The organism is Candidatus Kryptonium sp., assembly GCA_025060635.1.
Taxonomy (GTDB): domain Bacteria; phylum Bacteroidota; class Ignavibacteria; order Kryptoniales; family Kryptoniaceae; genus Kryptonium.
In genome coordinates, this window is sequence record JANXBN010000001.1 from 323,864 (window position 1) to 345,648 (window position 21,785).

Below are 21,785 nucleotides of genomic sequence, written 5' to 3' on the forward strand. Positions count from 1 at the left end.
GTTCGTGTTAAAATTTCGTTAACAAAAAGCAACGAATACCCTTCCCCTAACCTGCAAAAAGCATAATTTGCTTGTTTTGATTTTTTAATATAAATTTTGTAATCGTTTTAAAACCAAAAACAGGAAAACCATGGCGCATTTAAATATAAATCAACTTCAGTTTGAGCAAGTCAAGGAGGTCATAAATAGATCGCAAAATTTCGTCATCACAACGCATGTCAATCCCGATGGAGATGGGCTCGGATGTGAAACGGCGTTTCTGCATTTCCTTGAAAAACTTGGAAAATCAGCAACGGTTATAAATGTCAGCGAAACACCAGATAACTACAAATTCCTTGATCCAGAGAATAAATTCGTCGTCTTTAACGAACAAAATTATGAACATGTTGAAAAAATTTTAAACGCAGATGTGATATTGATTTGCGATATGAATCAGTCGCATAGATTAAAAGCGATGGAAAAATATGTCCTTCAAAGCAGAGCTGTTAAAATTATAATTGATCATCACCTTGAGACGCAAAATTTCGCTGATTATTATCTAATTGACATCAACTCTCCCGCAAGCGGTGAAATCGCATATAAACTTATAAAATTGTTTGATGAGGTTAAGATTGACAAAACAATTGCAGTTGGGCTTTACACTGCGATTATGACGGATACCGGTTCCTTTAGATTTCCGAGAACCGATTCAGATACACATCGCATTGTCGCTGAATTGATTGATGTTGGGGTAGATCCAACCGAAATTTATGATAAAGTTTATGAGCAAAGTTCCCTCGGGCGAATGAAACTTCTTGGCAAGTGTCTCTCCGAAATGCAAACAATGTATGATGGACAGCTTGGTTATATAGTTGTAACTCAAGAGATGTTGAAAAATTATAGTGTCAAGGAGTGGGAAACAGATGGATTTGTTCAGACAATTTTAAGTATCACAGGAATTAAAGTAGCGATTTTTTTGCTTGAGCTTAAAGATGGGGTGAAGTTGAGCTTTAGGTCAAAAGGTGATATACCAATAAATGAACTTGCAAAGGAATTCGGAGGAAATGGACATAAGAACGCTGCTGGCGCTCGGCTTTACAATGTTTCCATTGAAGATATTTTAAAACAAGTTATTGAAAAGGCCGAAAAATATATTTATTTTGCTGAAAAACAAATTGAGGTGATAAAATGAAGTTGACATATTCAAAGGGGAAATTAAACACGGTAAAGGCGGACTCTTTAATTGTCTTGACATTTTCAGATAAAGATCTTTTGGCAAAAACCGTGAACAAACTTGATAAATATCTAAATGGACAGCTTAATGCTTTGGTTTCTGCTGGTGATTTCAAAGGGAAGGAGAAAGAGGTTGTGGTTCTTTATCCGACAAATTCCGATATGAAATCAAAGAGAGTGATCATCGTTGGACTTGGCGAAAGAGAAAAGATAACGCTTGAGAAAATTCGTCGTTCCTGCGCAGTTGCTTCAAAGAAAGCACAAAGTTTGAAATCTGAAACAATAGCGATAGAATTTCCAGATTATTCATTGCTTAAAGATAAAATCAACGAGGATCTCTCTTACATTGCGCAATCCGTGGCGGAAGGTTCAGTTTTGGCACTTTATAAATTTGATAAATATCTGACCAACGAGGAACAAAAAAGCCATAAAGTTAAAGAGGTAATTGTGTTTTCTGAAGAGGATTCAAAAGATATTAGGGAAGGTATAAGAGTTGCGGATATAGTTTGTAGTGCTGTTTATTTGGCTCGTGATCTTGCAAATGCCCCTGCAAATGAGATATATCCAGAAACTCTTGCTCAAGCTGCGATAAATTCTGGAAAAAAATATGGTTATAAAGTAAAGGTTCTTGGAAAGCCTGAGATTGAAAAGCTTGGCATGGGTGGATTGCTTGCTGTAAATTCTGGAAGCGCAAGACCACCGAGATTTATAATCATGGAATACAAAGGAAATCCGAGAAGCAAAGAGACATATGTAATTGCTGGCAAAGGAATAACATTTGATAGCGGTGGATTATCTATCAAACCAGCTCAGGGAATGGAAGAGATGAAAATGGATATGTCAGGTGCAGCTGCAGTCATTGCAACGATGGAGGCAGTTGCGAGGTTAAAATTACCTGTTAATCTCGTCGGTCTTGTTCCAGCAACTGAAAATATGCCCGGTGGTTCTGCTTATAGACCTGGGGACATAATAAGAACATACAGCGGGAAGACAATTGAGGTTATTAACACAGACGCTGAAGGTAGAATTATACTTGCAGATGCTCTCGGCTACGCTCAAAGATATAAACCAGCTGCTATAATTGACCTTGCAACTTTAACAGGCGCTTGCGTTGTCGCTCTTGGTTATTTTGCAACCGGCATGTTTGGAAACGATGAGAAACTTATGGAAGAGATTAAAAAAGCTGGAGAAAAGACATATGAACGCGTATGGCAAATGCCAACTTGGGATGAATACGATCAACTTATAAAAAGTGATGTAGCAGATGTCAAAAACTCCGGTGGAAGATGGGCAGGAGCAATAACCGCAGCAAAGTTTTTGCAAAAGTTTGTCGGGAATTATCCTTGGGTGCATCTTGATATTGCAGGGACCGCGATGCTTGATAAAGAATACGATTATCAACCCAAAGGTGGTTCTGGAGTAGGTGTTAGATTGCTCGTTGAATTTTTCAGGAACAAATCAAAGAAGAAATAAGGTTTTCTATTATAGAATTCGCCAACGAAAAAGAGAAAAATCAAAAATCAAGGAAGTTTTACTTGAGTGAGCTCAGATTGCAATTGTAGACATAACAAAGAAAACCCTCGCTTTTTATACATAGATGCAAAATTCAATTTTATCAAAAATCGGGAATACTCCGCTAATAAAGATAGACAAAATAAACCCATACTCAAAAAATATCTCAATCTACGCAAAAGCGGAGTGGTTCAATCCTGGGGGTTCGGTTAAAGACCGTCCAGCGCTTTACATGATAATGGATGGAATAAAGCGTGGACTTTTGACCAAAGATAAAATTATAATTGATGCAACAAGTGGGAATACGGGAATTGCTTATGCTATGATAGGCGCTGTTCTCGGTTATAGAGTTAAACTTGCCCTACCTTCTAACGCAAGTTTGGAAAGAAAGAAAATTCTCAAAGCTTACGGAGCTGAGCTAATTTTCACAGATCCACTTGAGGGGACTGATGGAGCACAGAAAGTTGTTAAGGAAATCGTAGAGAGAGAACCTGAACTTTATTTTTATCCAGACCAATATAACAACGATGCAAATTGGCGTTCTCACTATGAGACGACGGCAGTTGAAATTATAAATCAAACGAATGGAAAAATAACTCATTTCGTTGCTGGACTTGGGACTACTGGGACTTTCGTCGGCACCGCTAAAAGATTGAAGGAATTTAATTCAAAAATAAAAACGATCGCTGTCCAACCTGATTCGCCTCTTCACGGCATTGAAGGGTTAAAGCATTTACCAACCGCAATTGTGCCTGGAATTTTTGAACCTGAACTTGTTGATGAATTAATTGAGGTTTCAACTGAAGAAGCATATGAAATGGTAAAATTGCTTGCGAAGGTTGAAGGTTTGTTTGTTGGAGTTTCCTCTGGAGCTGTAATGGCAGCGTGTTTGAAACTTGCGCAAAAAATTGAGGAGGGTCTCATCGTCACGGTTTTCCCCGATTCGGGATTCAAATATCTAAGCGAAAAATTTTGGGAAGAAACAAATTTTGTAAATACCGATGATAGAAATATCAGATGAAATAATTACGGAGATAAGATCGCACGCTGAAGAAACATATCCAGAAGAGTGTTGCGGTGTTCTGATTGGAAAGTTTGATGTTTTTCAAAAAGTTGTGTTTGAAATTTTAAGAATTGAAAACTCCAAAGAAACCGAGAGAAACAGGCGATATCTGATAAAACCGCAGGACTATCTTAAAGCTGAAAAGTACGCTAAAGAAAAAGGATACGATATAATTGGATTCTATCATTCACACCCCAACCACCCAGCGAAGCCATCTGAATATGATAGGGAGCATGCGTTTCCATTCCTATCTTACATTATTGTTTCAGTTGAAAATGGGAGATCTAAAGAAGTTAACAGTTGGGTTCTAAGGGAAGACAGAAGCGAGTTTGATCCTGAGGAAATTGAAATTAAAAATAAAATTTGAGCGTTGAAATGTCAGTGAAAGTTATGATCCCAACCCCGTTAAGACCATACACTGATAATAAAGATACAATTGAAGTTGATGGGCAAACTGTTAGAGAACTATTGGAAAACTTGGCAAATAGATATCCGCAATTGAAGCGGCATCTTTTTTCTGAGAATGGGAATTTGCGAAATTTTATAAACATTTACATCAATGACGAAGATATAAGGTATCTTGAGGGTGATAATACAAAGTTAAAAGAAGGAGACATTGTTAGCATAGTTCCAGCGATTGCAGGCGGAAGCTAATTAATAATTTCCTTTGTGAAGAATTCAAAAAAAGAGGAAATATGCTATGTTCGGGCAAATTTTAAATCCAAGATCTATGAATTTAACAGATGATGTAGAATTAACACGAGAAGAATTTTTGAGATATGGTCGCCATCTTATAATGCCTGAGGTTGGGTTGGATGGCCAAAAGAGATTAAAATCTTCAAGTGTTTTAATAGTTGGTGCAGGTGGACTTGGTTCTCCGCTCGCATTCTATCTTACTGCAGCTGGCGTTGGTAGAATTGGGATAGTTGATTTTGATGTCGTTGACCTATCAAATCTTCAAAGACAGATAATTCACACGACGAAGGATGTGGGGAGATCAAAACTTGAATCAGCTAAGGAAAAACTTGAGGCGTTGAATCCAAATGTTGAGATTGAAACATATAATATGCGACTTACAAGCGAGAACGCATTTGAGATAATTGAGAATTACGATATAATTATAGATGGGACGGATAACTTTCCAACTCGTTATCTTGTGAACGATGCTTGTGTTATTTTGAAAAAACCGAATGTTTATGGAAGTATATTTAGATTTGAAGGTCAAGCGTCGGTTTTTTATTCTGTTATGGGCCCATGTTATCGTTGTCTTTATCAGGAGCCACCTCCTCCAGGATTAGTCCCAAGTTGTGCTGAAGGTGGTGTTCTTGGAGTTTTGCCAGGGATTATAGGGACAATTCAAGCACTTGAAGCGATAAAGTTAATTCTTGGCGTTGGAGAACCGTTGATTGGAAAACTACTTTTGTTTGATGCGCTGAAGATGAAATTTAGAGAGTTGAAACTTAGGAAGAATCCGCAATGCCCAATTTGTGGTGAAAATCCAACGATAAAAGAACTGATTGATTATGAAGCGTTCTGCGGAATCACACCTGAGCAAGCTTTGCGTGAGGCAGGGCTTGAGATAACACCTGAAGAATTGAGATCAAAACTTGAAAATGGTGAGGATATAATTTTGATAGATGTTCGTGAACCACATGAGTATGAAATTAATAGAATATACGGAAGCAAGTTGATCCCTCTTTCAAAGTTACCTGAAAAAGTTAATGAACTTGATCAAACTCGTGAGATTGTGCTTTATTGCAAGATGGGTGGAAGAAGCGCAAGAGCTGTGCAGTTTTTAAGAGAGCTTGGTTTTACCAGGGTTAAAAATCTAGCTGGTGGGATTGACGCTTGGATTGAAAAAATTGAACCGAACATGCCGAAGTATTGACTTTTAACAAAAAATGTTTTATAATTACAAAAAGAATCAATGAAAATCTAAGGAGGTTGATAATATGAGAAGGATTTTTCCCGTCGCAATGTTTCTAATTATGGGTATTTCATTTATTCTAGCTCAGGGTGGGAATTCAGTAAAGCCCGAAGTTGAAGCGGCAAGATTATTTAACGAGGGCAATTCACTTTTAAGGAGTGGGAACTATAGGGCAGCAATTGAAAAGTATGAAGAAGCTTTAAAGTATCAGCAAGATCCAAGGTTTTATTATAACAAGGGGCTTGCGCTTAAAGCCTTGAGACAAAATGAGGAAGCAATCAAGGCGTTTAAGGAAGCAATAAATCTTAAGAGCGACTTCGCCCCAGCTTATAACGCAATCGCTGGAATTTATTTAGTTCAGGGTGATTACGACAATGCTATTGATAACTATAACAAAGCGTTACAATATGACAAGAAGCTTGACGCAGCGATGAAAGGCATGGTTGAAGCGTTGCTTGGTAAGTCAAATATGCTAATTCAGGCGGGTAAATTTCAAGATGCAGTAAATCTTTTAACACAAGCAACGACATACAGACAAGATTATCCTAAGGTTTATGTTATGCTTGCGCTTGTTTACAATAAGCTCTCACAGCATGACAAGGCGATAGAATCGGCTATGAAAGCAATTAGCATAAATCCGAAAGCTACGAACGCAGACGCTTATTTTGAGCTTGGGATAGCATATAAGAAACTTGGGCAAGTGGAGGAAGCTCGCAAGGCATTTCTTGAAGCGAAAAAAGATCCGCGTCTTGCGAGAAATGCTCAATATGAGCTTGATCTCTTGAAGGAACAGTGAAATTTTTACTTTTGAAAAGTTTTTAAGTTGTGCCCGACCTCAATGGTCGGGCTTTTTTATTGAAAATGAAGTGGGGTGAAAAATTAAATCCTGATGTTAACTTTTGATAAAATTTTACTTCTCTTGTAATCTCACAATGTAAGCAATTAAATCAGCTATTTCTTGATCGCTTAATTTGTCTGGCGTGAAAAATGGCATTGGGGTTTCGCTTGAAGCCGAAGAACCTGCGCGAATCATTTCAATTATTTTCTCAGCGGTTATCTTTTGTGTAAACAATATAGGCGGACCTATATTGATTTCTTCCAAGTGGCATTGCTCACACGCTTTTTCGTAAATTATAGCTCCATTTTCAGGATTTCCAGAAAGATTTAAAATTTTATCTTTGATTCTGTTGATTTTCTCTTTTCTTGTTGTCTCGTCATCCCAGGGCAAAACCAGAGGTTGAGATGTTAATTTTTCAACTTCAATTTCCCCAGAGATAAATTCAAAGTAAGCTAACAATGCCTGTGAATCTTCGGGGGACAAAGCTTTAAGAGGATTTACCGCCCCTTCTTTTTTCTGATATAGAACAATGCATAATCCGGCGCCACCAGCTGTTATTTTTAGAGTTTCTCCTCGGAATTTACCATACCAGGTGATTTTTCTCCTGTGAGCTCCTATCAAGTTATGCCCTGGTCTTATTTTATCATCAGGATAAGTCACATCATCAAAATCTGCATGGCAATTTGCGCAGGCAAGACCTGTTGTCCCATAGTTTGAATCGTAGAAGATCTCCCGTCCTCGTTTTACATCCTCTGGTAGTTTGATGTTTTTTGTCTGATCTCTTGAGCACGAGGAAAGTGAAACAAACATCAAAATAGCCATCAAAGTTTGAAGCAAATTCCGCATAGTTGAAGTGAAGATATTTTATTTGTCTTTCTTAAAATAGTGCGAAATTAAAATTTTAAAAAATTTTGTGTAATTTATCAGCGACGCGCAAAACAAATTCACACAAGTGATGAGAGCAATTTTAATAATTCTCTCAATTTTCATTTCCGCTGATTTCCTTTGCGCACAAAATATAACGAGGGAGAGGGGGAGGACGGATAAATTTAAAGATATCCTTGCGGTAAGGTGGCTTGATCCGAGATTTGGAGAGTTTCCTGACGCATCACTCGTTGATTTTAGTTTTCTTTTAGATTCACCCGCTGGAAAATATGGATTTGTAAGGGTTGGAGAAGATGGGCATTTTTATTTTGAGAAAACAGGCAAGCGTGCAAGGTTTTGGGGAGTGACAATAGCAGGAAGCCATGTTGATATACCGAAAGAAAAAATTGAAACTGTAGTGGAGGTGCTTGCGCGCGCTGGATGCAACATAATTAGATTACACGAACTTGACAACCGAGGCGGTGAAAAATTTGGCATCGTGAGAAGAAATGTAATTGACGAAGCTCATCCAAACGAAAATAATTCAAGAAATCTTGACAAGGAATATCTTGACAAAATTGATTATTGGATTTATCAAGCACAAAAACGCGGAATTTATATCTATCTTGTCCTTCGTGCATATAGAACTTTCAAGGTCGGCGATGGAATTTACGGAGCTGAAAAAATGGAACGAAAAGGTTCACCATATGGGCTTTTTGATGAAAAAATGATTGAACTACAAAAAGAATTTATTGACAATTTTCTTTTTAAGCATGTGAATCCATACACAGGTAAACCGAACGGTTTAAATCCGGCGGTTGCAATGATTGAACTTATAAACGAAGATAGTTTTTTCTTCCAGTATGATAAACTTGATCAAATGATTGAGCCATATAAATCAAAATTTTTGAAGATGTGGGTTCAGTTTCTTCAAAAGAAATATGGAAACACCGATAACTTGAGAAAAGCATGGACCACGAAAGATGGTTTCTCCGTTCTTTCAGACGATGAGTCAATTGAAATGGGGAAAGTTGATTTCCCAAAGTTTAAAATTAAGAAATTCACAGATCTTAATGAAGATAAATCTTCACGGCTTGAACATCCGCTGAGACAAAAGGATGGAGTTGAGTTTTTGATGTCGCTTCAGATGAAGTTGTTTAAAAGTTTTAAAGAGTTCATTCGTTCAAAAGGTTGCCCAATACCTTTGACAGCAACTGTTAACAGCGAGTTTATAAATGATACCTACACGGTCGCAGCTGAACTTGATTTCATAGGACAAAATATGTATATGGATCATCCATCCTTTGAAGTTGGAAAGGAATGGGTTGGATTTCCAGTTTTCAAAAATGAGAACTATTTAAAAAGAAATGATAGGTGGAGTTTTCCTGTTTATTCAAGTTTTTACGCGTGGGAAGGGAAACCAATTGTAATTCGCGAATGGGCCTTATGTTATCCAAATGAATATAGAGCTTCAAGTTTAATTCATATCGCTGTTTATTCGCTGCTTCAGGATTATGATGCCGTTATTTACTTTGCCTTCTATACTTGGGGTGATGTTAACATTTGTTCGCCATTTGGATTGCAGTCCGACCCAACAAGATGGGGATTGTTTGGGTATGCCGCGAAAATTTTTATTAACGGTGAAATAAAACCATTTCAGAAAAAATTGAATGTATGTTTTTATCCAGAGGATTTGAAAATATGGGCTGATTGGTGGAGCAAAGTTTATAAGCTTTCTAAAAATTTCAAATTGAGAAACAAAGTTGTTGAGAAATATAACCTTGCGAACTCGGATGAGATTAATATCTTCGCAAGAGATGTTTTTAAAAATGGATCTATTTATAAGTTCATTGATTCGCTCGTTAATCTAGCAAACGGCGAGGTTAAAATTGACTCTGTGAATGGAACTTTGCTTGTTGATTCAAAGTATTTTAAATCGCTCGCAGGAGAAATTGACACATCAAAAGTTTATGAATTGGGCAAGTTTAAGATTAAAACAAGTTCCCCTGTTTCAGCAATTGTTTTTGCAAGTTTGGACAATTTTGCATTAGATAGTTCAAACAAAATCGCAGTTAAAGTTGTAACCGTGGCTAAAAATAGAGGGCAGGTTTTTGAAAAAGTAGAGGATAGAAAATTTATTTTAAGAAATCAGGGCAGTGCACCTGTTCAAACACACGGTGAAAAATCTGATTCAGGAGTTGAGATATGGATCAGCGATAAAAGAATTTTGAAATGCTTTATGAGAAATGGTAGTTTTGAAGTTTTGATTGACAACAAAACAAAACGAGTTTTCATATTTTGCGATACACCGAATATAAAATTCAAAATACACAATCACTTTTTCAGGGTCGGTAAAATTACGAGGTTTTTCCAGGAAATTGGTGGCGAAGATCGTGGAAAGATAGGTGAAAATGGGGAATTTGTTTATCCGGGGTATTCAAAATATGTGATGATTTATTAACAGAAATTTTAAGCACCTTTGTGCGTCGTATTTTTTCTTTCCCCCTTTTTTGTTAAATTTTAAAAAAATTAAACCTTTTCAAGAGAAGGTGACGAAAGGCGATCTTGCTGAACTTAAAAAAAGGTTAAAGAAGGTAAAACTAATCGCATGTGACATTGACGGGACTTTGCTTAGCTCAGAAAATCAAATCGGCGACGGGACAAAGCAGCTCGTAAAAGAATTAAAGAATTTCGGAGTTAAATTTACTCTCATCACTGGTCGCGTTCATTCCGCTTCGGTTAAATATGCAAAGATGCTTGGTGTTGATGATCCAATAGTTTCTCTAAACGGCGCTCTTGTGAAATTTCCGGAGGGCGAGACAATAAAAGCTTTCTATCTTCCCGAAAAGAAAGTCATTAAAGCGCTTGAACTTGCCGAAAGATATTTTGTTAATATACTTTTTTATTCAGAAGATAAAGTCATTTACACGGCTGAAAACACGATTTTCCCATCATATATAGGTAATCTTGAGGCAGAGGCGATAGAGGTTGATTCTTATTATGAACATACTGATAAGGTCTTGCGTGTCGTGCTTAGTTCCGATAGAAAACATATGCTTTATAAAATTGCACATAAGATTGAACCTATTTTCTTTTCAAATATATCAACATCAATTTATCCATCGCTCAAGTACGATAAGCTTACCTATCTTGAGGTTAAACGAAGGGGAATTTCAAAGGCGACCGGCTTAAAACATCTCTGTAAATACTATGGAATAAAAATGAAAGAAGTAGCTGGGATTGGTGACTTTTACAACGATCTTGAATTTTTGAAGAAAGTCGGGATTGCTGTTGCTATGAAAAACGCTATTGCGGAGCTTAAATTCAATGCTGACTATGTGACGACTAAGACGAACGATGAAGATGGTGTAGGTGAATTTCTTGAAATTTTGCTTGATGCAAAAAAATCAAGTTAAAGTATGGATCTAAAAAATTTAACATCTCTTTTCTCAAAGGATTTGCTTTTGAAGGTTGCAATGTTTCTTTCTATTCCGTTTTTGCTCGTAATTTTGTTTAGAAGTCCATATGCGTTTGAATATAAATACGAGGTCGGTAGCGTCTGGCTTTATGATGATGTCGTTGCTCCATTTGCTTTTCCGATTTACAAAGATGAAAAACAATATCAAGAGGAACTTGCAAAGGTCTATAGCGAGGTTTATTTCATTTTTGATGTTGATACACAAGTTCATAAAACTCAGATGAACGAGTTCAGGAAGTTTTTGACAGATTTGAGATCGTATTTGGATTTGAAGCAAAATTATCAGATTAAGTTGAACCGCGGTGTAAGCCCAAACCTTCTCAAAAGCGATTCAGTTGAAATTGACAATTTAAAAAAACTTCTAATTCAGAGGCTCAGCGAGGAGGATCTTGATAAAATTGAATTAATGTATAAAATCGGTTATTTTGATTTTGCTAAGTTAAAAGTCGTTGGTGAAACATATCTTTCTTCAGTTTATCAGCCGATAGGGGTTATTTCAATACCGAGAACGGATCTAAAGAGAAATGAGATAGTTTTAAGAAAAGGCAAATTTGAAGAGGTTTACAAGCAGGGAAGGTTCTACGACCTAAATGAGTGTTATGATCTTGCTAAAAGCTTGACACAGAAAAATTTCTCAGAGCTTGCTGAAATTGACTCATCTTATTTTGATCTAATTGCTCAAGTTCTTTATTCATTTGTGAAGCCGAACTTGTTATTTAATGAGAAAGAGACAAATAGTTTGATAGAACGAGAGAAGAGCAAAGTTTTGAGGACGGCTGGCATTGTCCGTGAAAATGAGAAGATAATCTCAAGACATGAGATAATAACTCCGGAGAAGTATTTGAAACTTGAATCTTTGAAAATAGCGCAAAGAGAGCGTGGCATTGGAACTGGGCGGATTCTCAAAGACCTTGGGCGTTTCATCTTAACTGCAAGCATATTGGCCGTCTTTTGGATATATCTTTACATGTATAGGAAGAAAATCTATTTTGATAACAAACTGCTTTCACTTATAACTGCTTTATTTATTTTTGAAATTTTGCTTGCTTTTTTAATTACAAAGTTAAAAGCGGGGCACGAGGCAAATTACTTAATTCTTATACCGGCGTTTTCAATGTTGATGACAATAGTTTTTGATTCAAGGGTTGCCTTCTGGGCAACTGTTGTAATTTCACTTATGATTGGCTCTGTGATAGGTTATGACTATGGGGTTATATCGGCTTCATTTGTTGCAGGGACTGTTGCTATTTACTCTGTGAGAAGCATTGGAAATAGGATGCAGATTTTTAAAAGTTTTATTTTCATTTTTATTGCTTATGCTTTCGTTTTAATTGGATTTTCGTTTCAAAAATATGAATCCGCTGAGGTTATTTTCACAAAACTTGGTTTTGTGGCTGCCAATGCTTTGCTTTCACCAATTTTGACATACGGTTTGCTAATTTTTCTTGAGAGAATTTTTGGGATCATGACAGAAATTACCTTGCTTGAGCTTTCTGATTTCAATCATCCACTTTTGCGTGAGCTTTCGGCGCGAGCACCAGGGACATTTCATCACAGCATTGCAGTTGCAACGCTTGCCGAAGCTGCAGCTAAAGCCATTGGGGCTAATCCAGTGCTTGCCAGGGTTGGTGCTTATTACCATGATGTCGGTAAAATTTTAAATCCGGAATTCTTCGTTGAAAATCAAATGGAATCTGAAAAACTCCATAGCTCAATAACTCCAGAGCAAAGTGTTAAGATAATTATCTCGCATGTTGAAGAAGGACAGAAGATAGCCAAGAGATATAAGCTCCCATTGGAGATAATTAAATTTATTCCCATGCATCATGGAACAACGCTTGTAGCTTACTTTTATGGTAAGGCGCTAAAGCGAAAGGAACTGAAAGAAGTTGAAATTGAAGAAAGCGATTTTAGATATAAAGGACCGAAACCTGATTCAAAGGAAACCGGTATCGTTATGCTCGCTGACTCGGTTGAAGCTGCTGTAAGATCGCTTGATGAGAAAACACCTGAAAATATAGAGAAAACCGTTGAAGCGATATTTGAAAGCCGAATTGAAGATGGTCAGCTTGATGAATCAAATCTGACATTAAAAGACATAGAGGAAATAAAGAAAACATTCATTCAGATGTTGAATAATCTTTATCATCCAAGAGTTAAATATCCCGGACAGGAAAAAATCACGGCTGATGAGTCAGTTGATAAAAAAGAACTCAAATTAAGGCCAAGAAAGAGAACGAGAAAGCTAAAAAATGGCACAAGTTAGCAAAAAGTTTGCGTTTGAGGAATCTCTGATGAGAATTAAAAATGAAGAATGGCGACGGTTTCTTAGCCATTTTCTTAAGTCAATTGAAATAGAGAAGGGATATTCTAAAAACACAGTTGAATCGTATTCAATTGATCTCGTGCGCTATGTTTGCTTTTTAGAAGACAATGGCATTAAGCACCCAGATTTCGTTGACGAGGAATTGGTGCGAAAATATATTAGGGAGATCGGGTTGATTGGATTAAGTCCATCAAGCATTTCAAGAAATGTGGCATCAATAAAATCATTTCACAAGTTTTTACTGCTTGAATCCTATTCAAAAAATTATCCAGTTGAAAACATTGAACATCCTAAAATAAAGAAGAAACCACCGGAAGTTTTAAGTATTGACGAGGTCTTTACACTACTTGAACAGCCAGACACTTCAACTCCGATGGGCATAAGGGATAGAGCATTGCTTGAAGTTATGTATGCAACTGGAGTGAGAGTGTCGGAGTTGATAAATCTTAAACAGATTGATCTCTTTCTTGATATGGAATTTATCAGGGTTCTTGGTAAAGGTTCAAAAGAAAGATTGATCCCCATCGGCAAGGTTGCGATCAAGTGGGTAAGGGAATATCAGTTGAAAGTTAGACCAAAACTTGCTAAAATTAGTAGTGGAGATATTCTTTTTTTAAGTAGATTAGGAAAAAAATTAACAAGAATGAGCGTGTGGAAGATTGTTAAAAAATATGCTTTGATGGCTGGAATAAGGAAAGAGATCCATCCTCACACTCTAAGACATTCGTTTGCCACGCATCTTCTTGAAGGTGGTTCGGATTTGAGATCTGTTCAGGAAATGTTGGGACATGCAAGTATAACTACAACTCAAATTTACACTCATATAAGCAACGAAACATTAAGGGAGATATACTATCTTTATCATCCAAGGTCAAACTAAATTTTAAAACAAAAAGGAGAACCAACATGGCAAGACAACTTCCAAACTGGGAAAACATAGCCGAAAAGCTTAACAGCTATGTTGAGGATGTGAGAAATGAGTATGAACAAATGCTTGGTGAAATAGTTGAGATACCTACTGTTAGTATGGATCCATCGTATAAGAATGAAATTGAACGGGGTGCTGATCTTGCGGTTGAATTTTTGAAAAAATTTGGTTTTGAAGCGAAAAAATGCAAAACCCCGGGAAATCCAGTCGTCTTCGGTTCATATGTGACAGATCCTAAGAATCCAACCGTTGCAATTTACAATCATCTTGATGTCCAACCAGCAGGTGGTCCAGAGTGGATTCGTGAACCGTTTAAGTTTACAAAAGAAAATGGTAAGTACTACGGTCGTGGGACAACGGATGACAAGGGACCGGCAATGGCAGCCTTATTCGCAGCTCGCTTCGCCGTTGAAAATGGAATCCCGATAAATATCAAGTTCATTTGGGAATTTGAAGAAGAACATGGAAGCCCGAACTTTGAATATTTCATTAAAAATTATAAATCGGATCTTAAGACGGACTCAATACTTGTTTCAGATACGATGTGGATTGCATCTGATAAGCCAGCCATACCTTATGGATTGAGAGGATTACAAGGTGCTCGGCTTGTGCTTGAGACAGGAACCAAAGATGTTCATTCTGGAACAACCGGTGGTTGGGCGAGAAATCCGATTGGTGAAATTTGTCAGCTTATCTCGCAACTTTATGATGCGAAAACTGGAAAGGTGAAAATACCTGGATTCTATAAGGATGTGAAAAAGTTAAGTGAGAAGGAGTTGAAAAACTTCCTCGCCTCCGGATTTGATGTTAAGAAAAGAATTGAGGTTTTCGGATTTAAGAGCGTTAGGACGAAAGATAAAGCTGAAATTTTAAGAAGAATTTGGGCTGAACCAACTTTTGAGGTTCATGGGATCGTTGGAGGTTACACTGGTCCTGGGATAAAGACAATTGTTCCACCAAGAGCTGAAGCTAAGATAAGCATGCGACTTGTCCCCAACCAAACTCCTGATAAAGCTTTCAAATTGCTCAAAGATTATGTTAAAAAGCTTAACCCCGATGTTCAAGTTATCCGTGAAAATGCACTTGAACCATATCTTGGCGAGTTTGAAGGACCTTATGCAAATGCAGCGGTGAAAGCAGTTGAATATGCTTTCGGTGTTAAGCCAGCTTTCATAAGGGAAGGTGGATCAATAGGCGCAGTCGTTACAATGCAGAAACTTTTGAAAGTTCCGATCGTGATGATTGGTCTCAGTTTGCCAGAGCATGGTTATCACGAGCCGAATGAAAACTTTGACTGGAGACAAGCATCAGGAGGTATGAAGACATTTGTGAGATACTTTTATGAGATATCGCAAATAGAGTGAAAAGTTAAAAATAAAGGGGCTTTCATTTGAAAGCCCCTTTTCTGTTTAATTATTTGAAAGTTAACAAAAAATTTATTATTAATTAACTGTGTTTTTAAAATTTGTTAAACTCTAAAAAACAGGAGGAGGTGAAATTGAAAGCGTTAGGGAAGCATCTTTTGATTGAGCTTTTCAATTGTGACCGAAAACTTCTAAACGATGTTAATTTTGTTGAGAAAGTTCTCACGAAGTCAGCAGAGCTTGCCGGCGCAACAATCGTGAAAACATTTTTTCATACTTTTAATCCCCACGGCGTAAGCGGGGTCGTCGTGATAGCTGAATCGCATCTTACAATTCACACCTGGCCAGAGTATGGATACGCTGCCGTTGATGTCTTTACATGTGGGGATGATGTTGATCCGTATGTAAGCTATCAATATCTGAGAGAAAAATTTAAAGCGAAAAGCGCTTACCTTATGGAGGTAAAGCGCGGAATCTCGGAGAATATCACCAATGCGATTACAAAGAAAATAACTACAGGGGTTCTTGCAGGAGAAAAGTGAAGTAAATACCGATATCCCAAATAGTAAGAAGGACTTTTGGTTTACTGAATACGGACCGACGAACACCGCTATTTCTTTAAGGGTGAAATACAAACTTTTTGAAAAAGAGACACCTTATCAAAAGATAGAGATTTTTGATTCTTATGATTATGGCCGAGTTATGGCTCTAGATGGCTTTATAATGATCACGGAAAAAGATGAGTTTATCTATCATGAGATGATTAGCCATGTGCCTTTGTTTACGCATCCAAAGCCAAGTCATGTGCTTGTAATTGGCGGTGGAGATGGTGGAGCTGTAAGAGAAATTTTAAAACATGAAATAGTTGAAAAGGTTGAACTCGTTGAAATAGATGAAGAGGTTGTAAGAGCCTCAAAAATTTATTTCCCGCAGATTGCTTCGTATCTTGATGATGAAAGAGTTGAAATAAAAATCCAAGATGGAATTGAGTTCGTAAAGTCAAGAAGGGGAATTTATGATGTTATTTTAATAGATTCCCCCGATCCAATTGGTCCAGCTGTTGGACTTTTTGAAGAAGAGTTTTATAAAAACGCATGTGCGTCTTTAAATGATTCTGGAATCCTTGTTGCTCAATCTGAATCACCTTTCATCTTTCCTGACTTGATTAAACGTGTTTATTCAATTTTTAAAAATTATTTCCCTATCGTTTATTTTTATCTTGCGAATGTGCCAACTTATGCGAGCGGAGTTATAAGCTTCATCTTTGGTTCAAAAAGATTTGATCCCTTGCGCGATTTTAATCCGGAAAGGGTTAAAAACTTCGGTGCACCGTTGAAATATTACAATGAAAAAATTCATATAGCTTCATTCGCCCTACCTAACTTTTTCACTGATTTGCTCAAATAGAAAAAATTTTGAAAATGCGCGCTTTCAAAGGGGTATATATTTTTGTTTTGCTTTCAGTTTTTTTTATCTCGTGTCATACTGAAAGAGAAAAAGACAAAAACAAGAAGTTTGTTCGGGTATATGCTGAAATTTTGTTTCTAACGGAAAAATTTAAAAACGATTCTCTTCAACTTAGAATGAAAATTGACTCTGTTTTAACAGCAAATAAGATGACGCTTCAAATGTTTGATTCAATTGCGAACGCATATAGCAAAGAACCTCAAAGATGGGTTCAATTCTTTGAAGAAGTAAAAAAATATCTTGAAGAAAAAAGTTTAAATGTCAAGCCAGAGAAACATTGATGAAATATATCTTCATTCAGTTTGGCTTTCGCACGCTGGCAAAATGAACTATAAGACGAAAAATGATGATGTCATTGAAGTTCTTGAGCCAGGAGAAATCAACACAAGCGATGGAGCTGACTTCGTAAATGCGAAGGTTAGAATTAATGGTAAAATCTATAGAGGCGATGTTGAGATTCATATAAAAGCATCCGATTGGAAAAGACATAAACACCATCTTGATGATAGATATAACACCGTTGTCCTTCATGTAGTTTTGTATAACGATCTAAACGATGAGTTTGTGCAGACAATTTCGGGCAGAAAGATTTTGATAGCTGAAATTGAGCAAAAAAATGAAATCTTGAAGATAAATGCAAAAAGAGGTGATAGGATTAAATGCTATGAAATCAACAAGATAGTTTCAACAGAAGAAAAAATTAAATGGATAAAAAAGCTCGGGCTTGCGCGCTTATTTTTCAAAGCCAGGAGCATAAGTGAAAGATTAGCTGAAATCATTGATGAAAATTTCTTTTTGATCTCCGAATCACCAAAGGATTATTTCTCAACACATCAAGGTTATTCGCTTTATCAATTGTCTCATCGTTTTGTATGGGATCAGCTTTTGTATGAAAAAGTTATGGAAGGTCTTGGCTATTCAAGAAACAAATTACCTTTTCAAAATCTCGCGAGAAATTTAACTCTTAAATTTATCTCTGAACATTCGTTTGCACATTCTTATGAAAAGCAGATACTCAAAATTCAAGCGTTTTTGTTCGGGGCTTCCGGGTTAATTGATTATTTCATCAAGAGGAAAACCGATCATGAAACAAAACTTTTTCTTGAGGAGATGCAAAGGGAGTGGATGAGTGTTAGGAAATTTTACTATAGGGAGATCCTGCATCATTCGGCATGGAAATTTTCAGGTGTAAGACCGGCAAACTCACCTATCTATAAACTTGCTGGTGCCTCTTTTTTGATATGGCGCTTCATACATGAAGATTTTTACGCAAAGATAAATGAAATAATACTTTCAAACTTGAGCTTAAATGCGAAAGTTCAACATCTTGTTAATTTATTTCGTGTTAAGTCCGAAGGTTATTGGGGAAATCGGTATAGCTTCGGTCGTGGTAGCAACATTAAAACTGGCTACATTATCGGGAGTTTAAAATCTAAAGAGATAGTCGTGAACGCTATTTTGCCGATAATGCTTACTTTTTCAAGGATCTTCAGAAATAGTGAGATTGAGAAAAAAGTAATTGAGATTTACAAAAACTTTCCTAATCTTTCGGGGAATTGGATAATTACAAAACTTGACGAAGAACTTTTCGGAGGCAGATTTAATTTGGCAGGGTCGGGATTAACTCACCAAGGTGGAATTCAACTTTACAAATTTTATTGCTCTAATTCACTTTGCGATGCATGTGCTATAGGGAATAAAATTTTTCTTTGAAGTTATTTTATCCTGCTAATGAAACTTTGGACTTTCTTTTCAAGCTCCTCATTTCCGATCAACTTCGTAAATGCTTCGTTTAAATCGGATACATTGGTTATTTTCAATATCTCTTCTACTGTTCCAGTGACGATGATCTTGCCACGATTGATTATTATAAGTTTATCACAGATCTTCTCAATTACATCAAGCAGATGGGATGAATAAAAAATTGTTCTGCCAATTTCAGCAAGTTTTTTTATGATCTCCTTGAAAACTTGAATTGCGTTTGCGTCAAGACCATTTAATGGTTCATCAAGAAAAAGGATTTTAGGGTCGTGCATAAGTGCGGAGATCAATACAACTTTCTGTTTCATCCCTTTTGAAAAACTTAACATCGGTTCGTTTTTGTATTCATGTATTTCAAAAATTTCCATGAGTTCGTTTATTTTCTTATCAATGCTTGTCTTATTCATTTGGTAAATTCGCCCAACGAATGTAAGGAACTCAACAGGTGTCAAAGTTTCAAATAAACCGCCTGATTCTGGAACATAACCAATTATTTTCTTTATAGCTGTTGGATTCTCAACTACATTAATTCCATCTATATATGCTATGCCTCCGGATGGTTTGAGCATCCCGATCAGAATTTTTATAGTTGTCGTTTTTCCGGCACCATTTGGTCCGATGTATCCACATATTTCGCCTCTTTTAACGCTAAAGCTTATGTTATCTAAAACCGCCCTGTTATCAAAGTATTTGATTATGTTTATTACTTCAATCATCGTAAAAGCACCGTAAAACTTCTCGTTTCACTGATTGAATTTATGATATTCTCTCCTTTTGTAAAAGTTGCTACTTTCCAAAAGTATGTCCTCCCGCTTCGTAAAATAGGACCGGTATAAGGAACTAAAATCGTATCAATGGAATTCTCTTGATAAACTACTTTCTTCCATATCTCATTTCCGAACCTTGAAGTGGATACAAATATGATACAACCAGATGCGTTTTCTACTTTCCTCCAGCTGAAAATTATATCATAGCTCGTTATCGCATTGTTTTCTGGTTTAATAAGTTCAGGTTGTTTTAGAATGATATCATTCTCTTCAAAGCTTGGTCTGCTCTCAAGGCCACCTTTGTCTGTTGCGACAATTTTATAGTAATATCTTTGATTTACGGACAGGTTTAGGGTATCGCGATAAAAATTTTTACTTGAGATTCCAACAAGGTTTGAATCGTGAATTGTAAAGTTAGGTATTACAGATCTAAAAATTTTGTAATGTTTTATGTCGCCGTCGGGATTTTTAAGCCAGCTTAAATTAACATATATTCCATCTGGATCATTATGCGCTTCAACCGTTAAGCCATATGGTTGAACTGGAGGATAGAGATTGCGTGGTTTTGCGCTTACAATTATACTTGGTTCGCTTTCGTTTCCAGAATAATCAACAGCGGTAATGTAGTAGTAATATGTTGTGTCATAGTCAAGATCTTTATCGGAGAATATGTTTTCATAAGTTTTTGAGATGAATGAAAAATTTACATTGTTGGTTGAGCGATAGATTTTGTAAAAGGCAAGATCCGATTCTTTATTGTTTTGCCATACGAGGATCACCATTCCGTCCCCAGCGAAATAGACATATATCCCTTGGGGTGGCGATGGCGGGGTTGTATCGGGTTCTGTTATTTGTTGAATTTCTCTTGTGCATCCGATAATTGTAAATATGATGGATAAACAGAGTAAAAGAGCGCGCATTTAATTTTGTGAAGATAATTTTATTAAAGTTACCTCTGCTGGAGCGTTAAATCTTATTGGTGCGAGTGTAAAGCCGAGCCCTTTGTTAACATTTACCAGCATTGAGTTGACATAGTAATAACCTGAAGCGTATTCGGTTTCAATTTTTGATGGTATCAGTTTATAACCAAAAAAAGAAAAAACAACTTGACCACCATGGGTGTGTCCAGCAAGAAAAATTTTATAACCATTTTCATGTGCAAATTTAACAAGGCTTTCTGACGGTTGATGTGTTATTAAGATTTTAAGATCAGCTTTATTTTGGGAAGCAAGATTTAAAAGTTCATCATTGTTTGGGCGTTTGCTGTAGATATTTGTTACGAGGGTCAAACCAATCGTTGTGCTGTCAATTTTTATGATTGTGTTTTCGTTGTCATATAATTTTAATCCATACTTTTTCATTTCACTTGAAATAAAATTAATCCCGGCCCAATAGTCATGATCCCCGATGCAGGAATAAAGCCCAAATTTTGATTTTATTTTTGAAAGCATTTCAACTCCGATAGGTATATATGTGGTTCCGTAAGTGACAATATCACCTGTGAAAACGACGATGTCTGGCTCAAGTGAATTTACAAGTTTTATATACTTTTCCATCTTCTCTCTTTGAGTTTTGGCATCAGCTTGGATGTCGCTTATGTGAACTATCTTCAGTCCGTTTAAAGAGGGTGGGATCTGTAATTTTAAATTTATCGTGGTGAGCTCTATTGAATTAGTGTCTTTGTAAATTTTTATTCCCGAATATAAAGCTGTGGTAATTGTAAGCAAAATAATCAATCGTGGATAGATGAAATTTATCTTCATCTGAATTACTGACGCAACTAATGGGGAAATGATAAGTTTTAGAATGTCAATTACGAGTATTGGTAAAATAGTTTGAATTGCGAAGACGAGCCCGAACCAAAATGGATAGACAAAGAAAACATCAAGAATTTTATTTCCAAATCTAAAAGCAGAAATTATGCTTTGAAAACCTCCTATATATCCAACCAAACCGATCAGCGGGTAGGAGAGAAGATAAAGCGGAATAATTATAGCAAAAAACTTAACAATTTTATGGTTCACATTAGCAACTTGTTTAACGGCGTTTGATACCTTAATTGAAAGAAATAAATAAATTAAAAGCAGAAGTCCAGACAAAAGCAATGTCATTCGCAAAATCCAGGGCAAATTTTTGTCTTTAAGTTATGTTTTTGATTTTCTTGTTAAAAATTTTAAAAATTTACCCAAATAAAAGCAAATTGACACCTCGCGGGGAGGCTTCATTCTCTCAAGCAATCAAAGTTTTGGGGACAGTTCAGGGATAAATTTTTGTTTTT

The 21,785-nt window shown here is 36.5% G+C and carries 20 protein-coding genes; 16 read left to right on the forward strand and 4 right to left on the reverse strand.

The genetic code is table 11. The features are described from left to right. Window positions 1–130 precede the first annotated feature (130 nt). The 7 genes from NZ923_01605 to NZ923_01635 all read left to right on the forward strand — a co-directional run bounded on the left by NZ923_01605 (window position 131) and on the right by NZ923_01635 (window position 6,510). Window positions 131–1,171 carry a bifunctional oligoribonuclease/PAP phosphatase NrnA gene (locus NZ923_01605; GenBank protein ID MCS7228713.1) on the forward strand — a complete coding sequence of 347 codons (1,041 nt, stop codon included), beginning with the start codon at window positions 131–133 and terminating at the stop codon, window positions 1,169–1,171. Further along, on the forward strand, window positions 1,168–2,685 hold the full coding sequence (locus NZ923_01610; GenBank protein MCS7228714.1) for a leucyl aminopeptidase: 1,518 nt from the start codon (window positions 1,168–1,170) through the stop codon (window positions 2,683–2,685). The genes NZ923_01605 and NZ923_01610 overlap by 4 nt, the downstream gene beginning before the upstream one ends. Before the next feature lie 124 nt (window positions 2,686–2,809). Beyond that, a complete protein-coding gene (locus NZ923_01615; protein MCS7228715.1) occupies window positions 2,810–3,745 on the forward strand; it encodes a cysteine synthase family protein in 936 nt (311 codons plus the stop codon). Continuing rightward, window positions 3,726–4,154 (forward strand): M67 family metallopeptidase, encoded by a 429-nt coding sequence (locus NZ923_01620; protein MCS7228716.1) that lies wholly within the window; start codon window positions 3,726–3,728, stop codon window positions 4,152–4,154. The genes NZ923_01615 and NZ923_01620 overlap by 20 nt, the downstream gene beginning before the upstream one ends. 8 nt (window positions 4,155–4,162) lie before the next feature. Continuing rightward, on the forward strand, window positions 4,163–4,441 hold the full coding sequence (locus tag NZ923_01625) for a MoaD/ThiS family protein (protein MCS7228717.1): 279 nt from the start codon (window positions 4,163–4,165) through the stop codon (window positions 4,439–4,441). Window positions 4,442–4,487: 46 nt separating this feature from the next. Beyond that, window positions 4,488–5,675 carry a molybdopterin-synthase adenylyltransferase MoeB gene (gene moeB / locus NZ923_01630; GenBank protein MCS7228718.1) on the forward strand — a complete coding sequence of 396 codons (1,188 nt, stop codon included), beginning with the start codon at window positions 4,488–4,490 and terminating at the stop codon, window positions 5,673–5,675. A gap of 64 nt (window positions 5,676–5,739) precedes the next feature. After that, window positions 5,740–6,510: a tetratricopeptide repeat protein gene (locus NZ923_01635; protein ID MCS7228719.1), complete on the forward strand. Its 771-nt coding sequence runs from the start codon at window positions 5,740–5,742 to the stop codon at window positions 6,508–6,510. A gap of 114 nt (window positions 6,511–6,624) precedes the next feature. Here NZ923_01635 and NZ923_01640 read toward each other — a convergent pair whose 3' ends face one another. After that, on the reverse strand, window positions 6,625–7,398 hold the full coding sequence (locus NZ923_01640; protein MCS7228720.1) for a c-type cytochrome: 774 nt from the start codon (window positions 7,396–7,398) through the stop codon (window positions 6,625–6,627). 109 nt (window positions 7,399–7,507) lie between these two features. Here NZ923_01640 and NZ923_01645 point away from each other — a divergent pair, with 109 nt between their 5' ends. The 9 genes from NZ923_01645 (at window position 7,508) to NZ923_01685 (ending at window position 18,692) form a co-directional block, all read left to right on the forward strand. Next, a complete protein-coding gene (locus tag NZ923_01645) occupies window positions 7,508–9,877 on the forward strand; it encodes a hypothetical protein (GenBank protein MCS7228721.1) in 2,370 nt (789 codons plus the stop codon). 88 nt (window positions 9,878–9,965) lie between these two features. Beyond that, window positions 9,966–10,832, forward strand: coding sequence for a Cof-type HAD-IIB family hydrolase (locus tag NZ923_01650; protein MCS7228722.1), 867 nt, complete (start codon window positions 9,966–9,968; stop codon window positions 10,830–10,832). Window positions 10,833–10,835: 3 nt separating this feature from the next. Further along, the gene (locus NZ923_01655) at window positions 10,836–13,160 is read left to right on the forward strand and encodes an HDIG domain-containing protein (GenBank protein ID MCS7228723.1); all 2,325 of its coding nucleotides are present in this window, start codon (window positions 10,836–10,838) and stop codon (window positions 13,158–13,160) included. Between the two features lie 28 nt (window positions 13,161–13,188). Next, a complete protein-coding gene (gene xerD / locus NZ923_01660) occupies window positions 13,189–14,100 on the forward strand; it encodes a site-specific tyrosine recombinase XerD (protein MCS7228724.1) in 912 nt (303 codons plus the stop codon). A gap of 26 nt (window positions 14,101–14,126) precedes the next feature. Further along, complete coding sequence (locus NZ923_01665; GenBank protein ID MCS7228725.1) at window positions 14,127–15,512, forward strand: M20/M25/M40 family metallo-hydrolase; 1,386 nt, start codon at window positions 14,127–14,129, stop codon at window positions 15,510–15,512. Between the two features lie 134 nt (window positions 15,513–15,646). Then, window positions 15,647–16,054: an adenosylmethionine decarboxylase gene (speD, locus tag NZ923_01670; GenBank protein MCS7228726.1), complete on the forward strand. Its 408-nt coding sequence runs from the start codon at window positions 15,647–15,649 to the stop codon at window positions 16,052–16,054. A 13-nt stretch (window positions 16,055–16,067) separates the two neighbouring features. Next, a complete protein-coding gene (gene speE / locus NZ923_01675) occupies window positions 16,068–16,919 on the forward strand; it encodes a polyamine aminopropyltransferase (GenBank protein ID MCS7228727.1) in 852 nt (283 codons plus the stop codon). A gap of 14 nt (window positions 16,920–16,933) precedes the next feature. Next, the gene (locus tag NZ923_01680; protein ID MCS7228728.1) at window positions 16,934–17,260 is read left to right on the forward strand and encodes a hypothetical protein; all 327 of its coding nucleotides are present in this window, start codon (window positions 16,934–16,936) and stop codon (window positions 17,258–17,260) included. Then, window positions 17,238–18,692, forward strand: a complete 1,455-nt coding sequence (locus NZ923_01685; protein MCS7228729.1) for a DUF2851 family protein — start codon at window positions 17,238–17,240, stop codon at window positions 18,690–18,692. The genes NZ923_01680 and NZ923_01685 overlap by 23 nt, the downstream gene beginning before the upstream one ends. A 2-nt stretch (window positions 18,693–18,694) precedes the next feature. Here the strand turns inward: NZ923_01685 and NZ923_01690 are convergent, their stop codons facing one another. Genes NZ923_01690 through NZ923_01700 form a run of 3 tightly spaced genes read right to left on the reverse strand, consistent with a single transcriptional unit; the run spans window position 18,695 to window position 21,618 of the window. Continuing rightward, entirely contained in the window at window positions 18,695–19,456 is a 762-nt protein-coding gene (locus tag NZ923_01690) for an ABC transporter ATP-binding protein (GenBank protein ID MCS7228730.1), read from the reverse strand. Continuing rightward, the gene (locus tag NZ923_01695; protein MCS7228731.1) at window positions 19,453–20,427 is read right to left on the reverse strand and encodes a hypothetical protein; all 975 of its coding nucleotides are present in this window, start codon (window positions 20,425–20,427) and stop codon (window positions 19,453–19,455) included. The genes NZ923_01690 and NZ923_01695 overlap by 4 nt, the downstream gene beginning before the upstream one ends. Continuing rightward, window positions 20,428–21,618, reverse strand: a complete 1,191-nt coding sequence (locus NZ923_01700) for a metallophosphoesterase (GenBank protein MCS7228732.1) — start codon at window positions 21,616–21,618, stop codon at window positions 20,428–20,430. Between the last annotated feature and the right edge of the window lie 167 nt (window positions 21,619–21,785).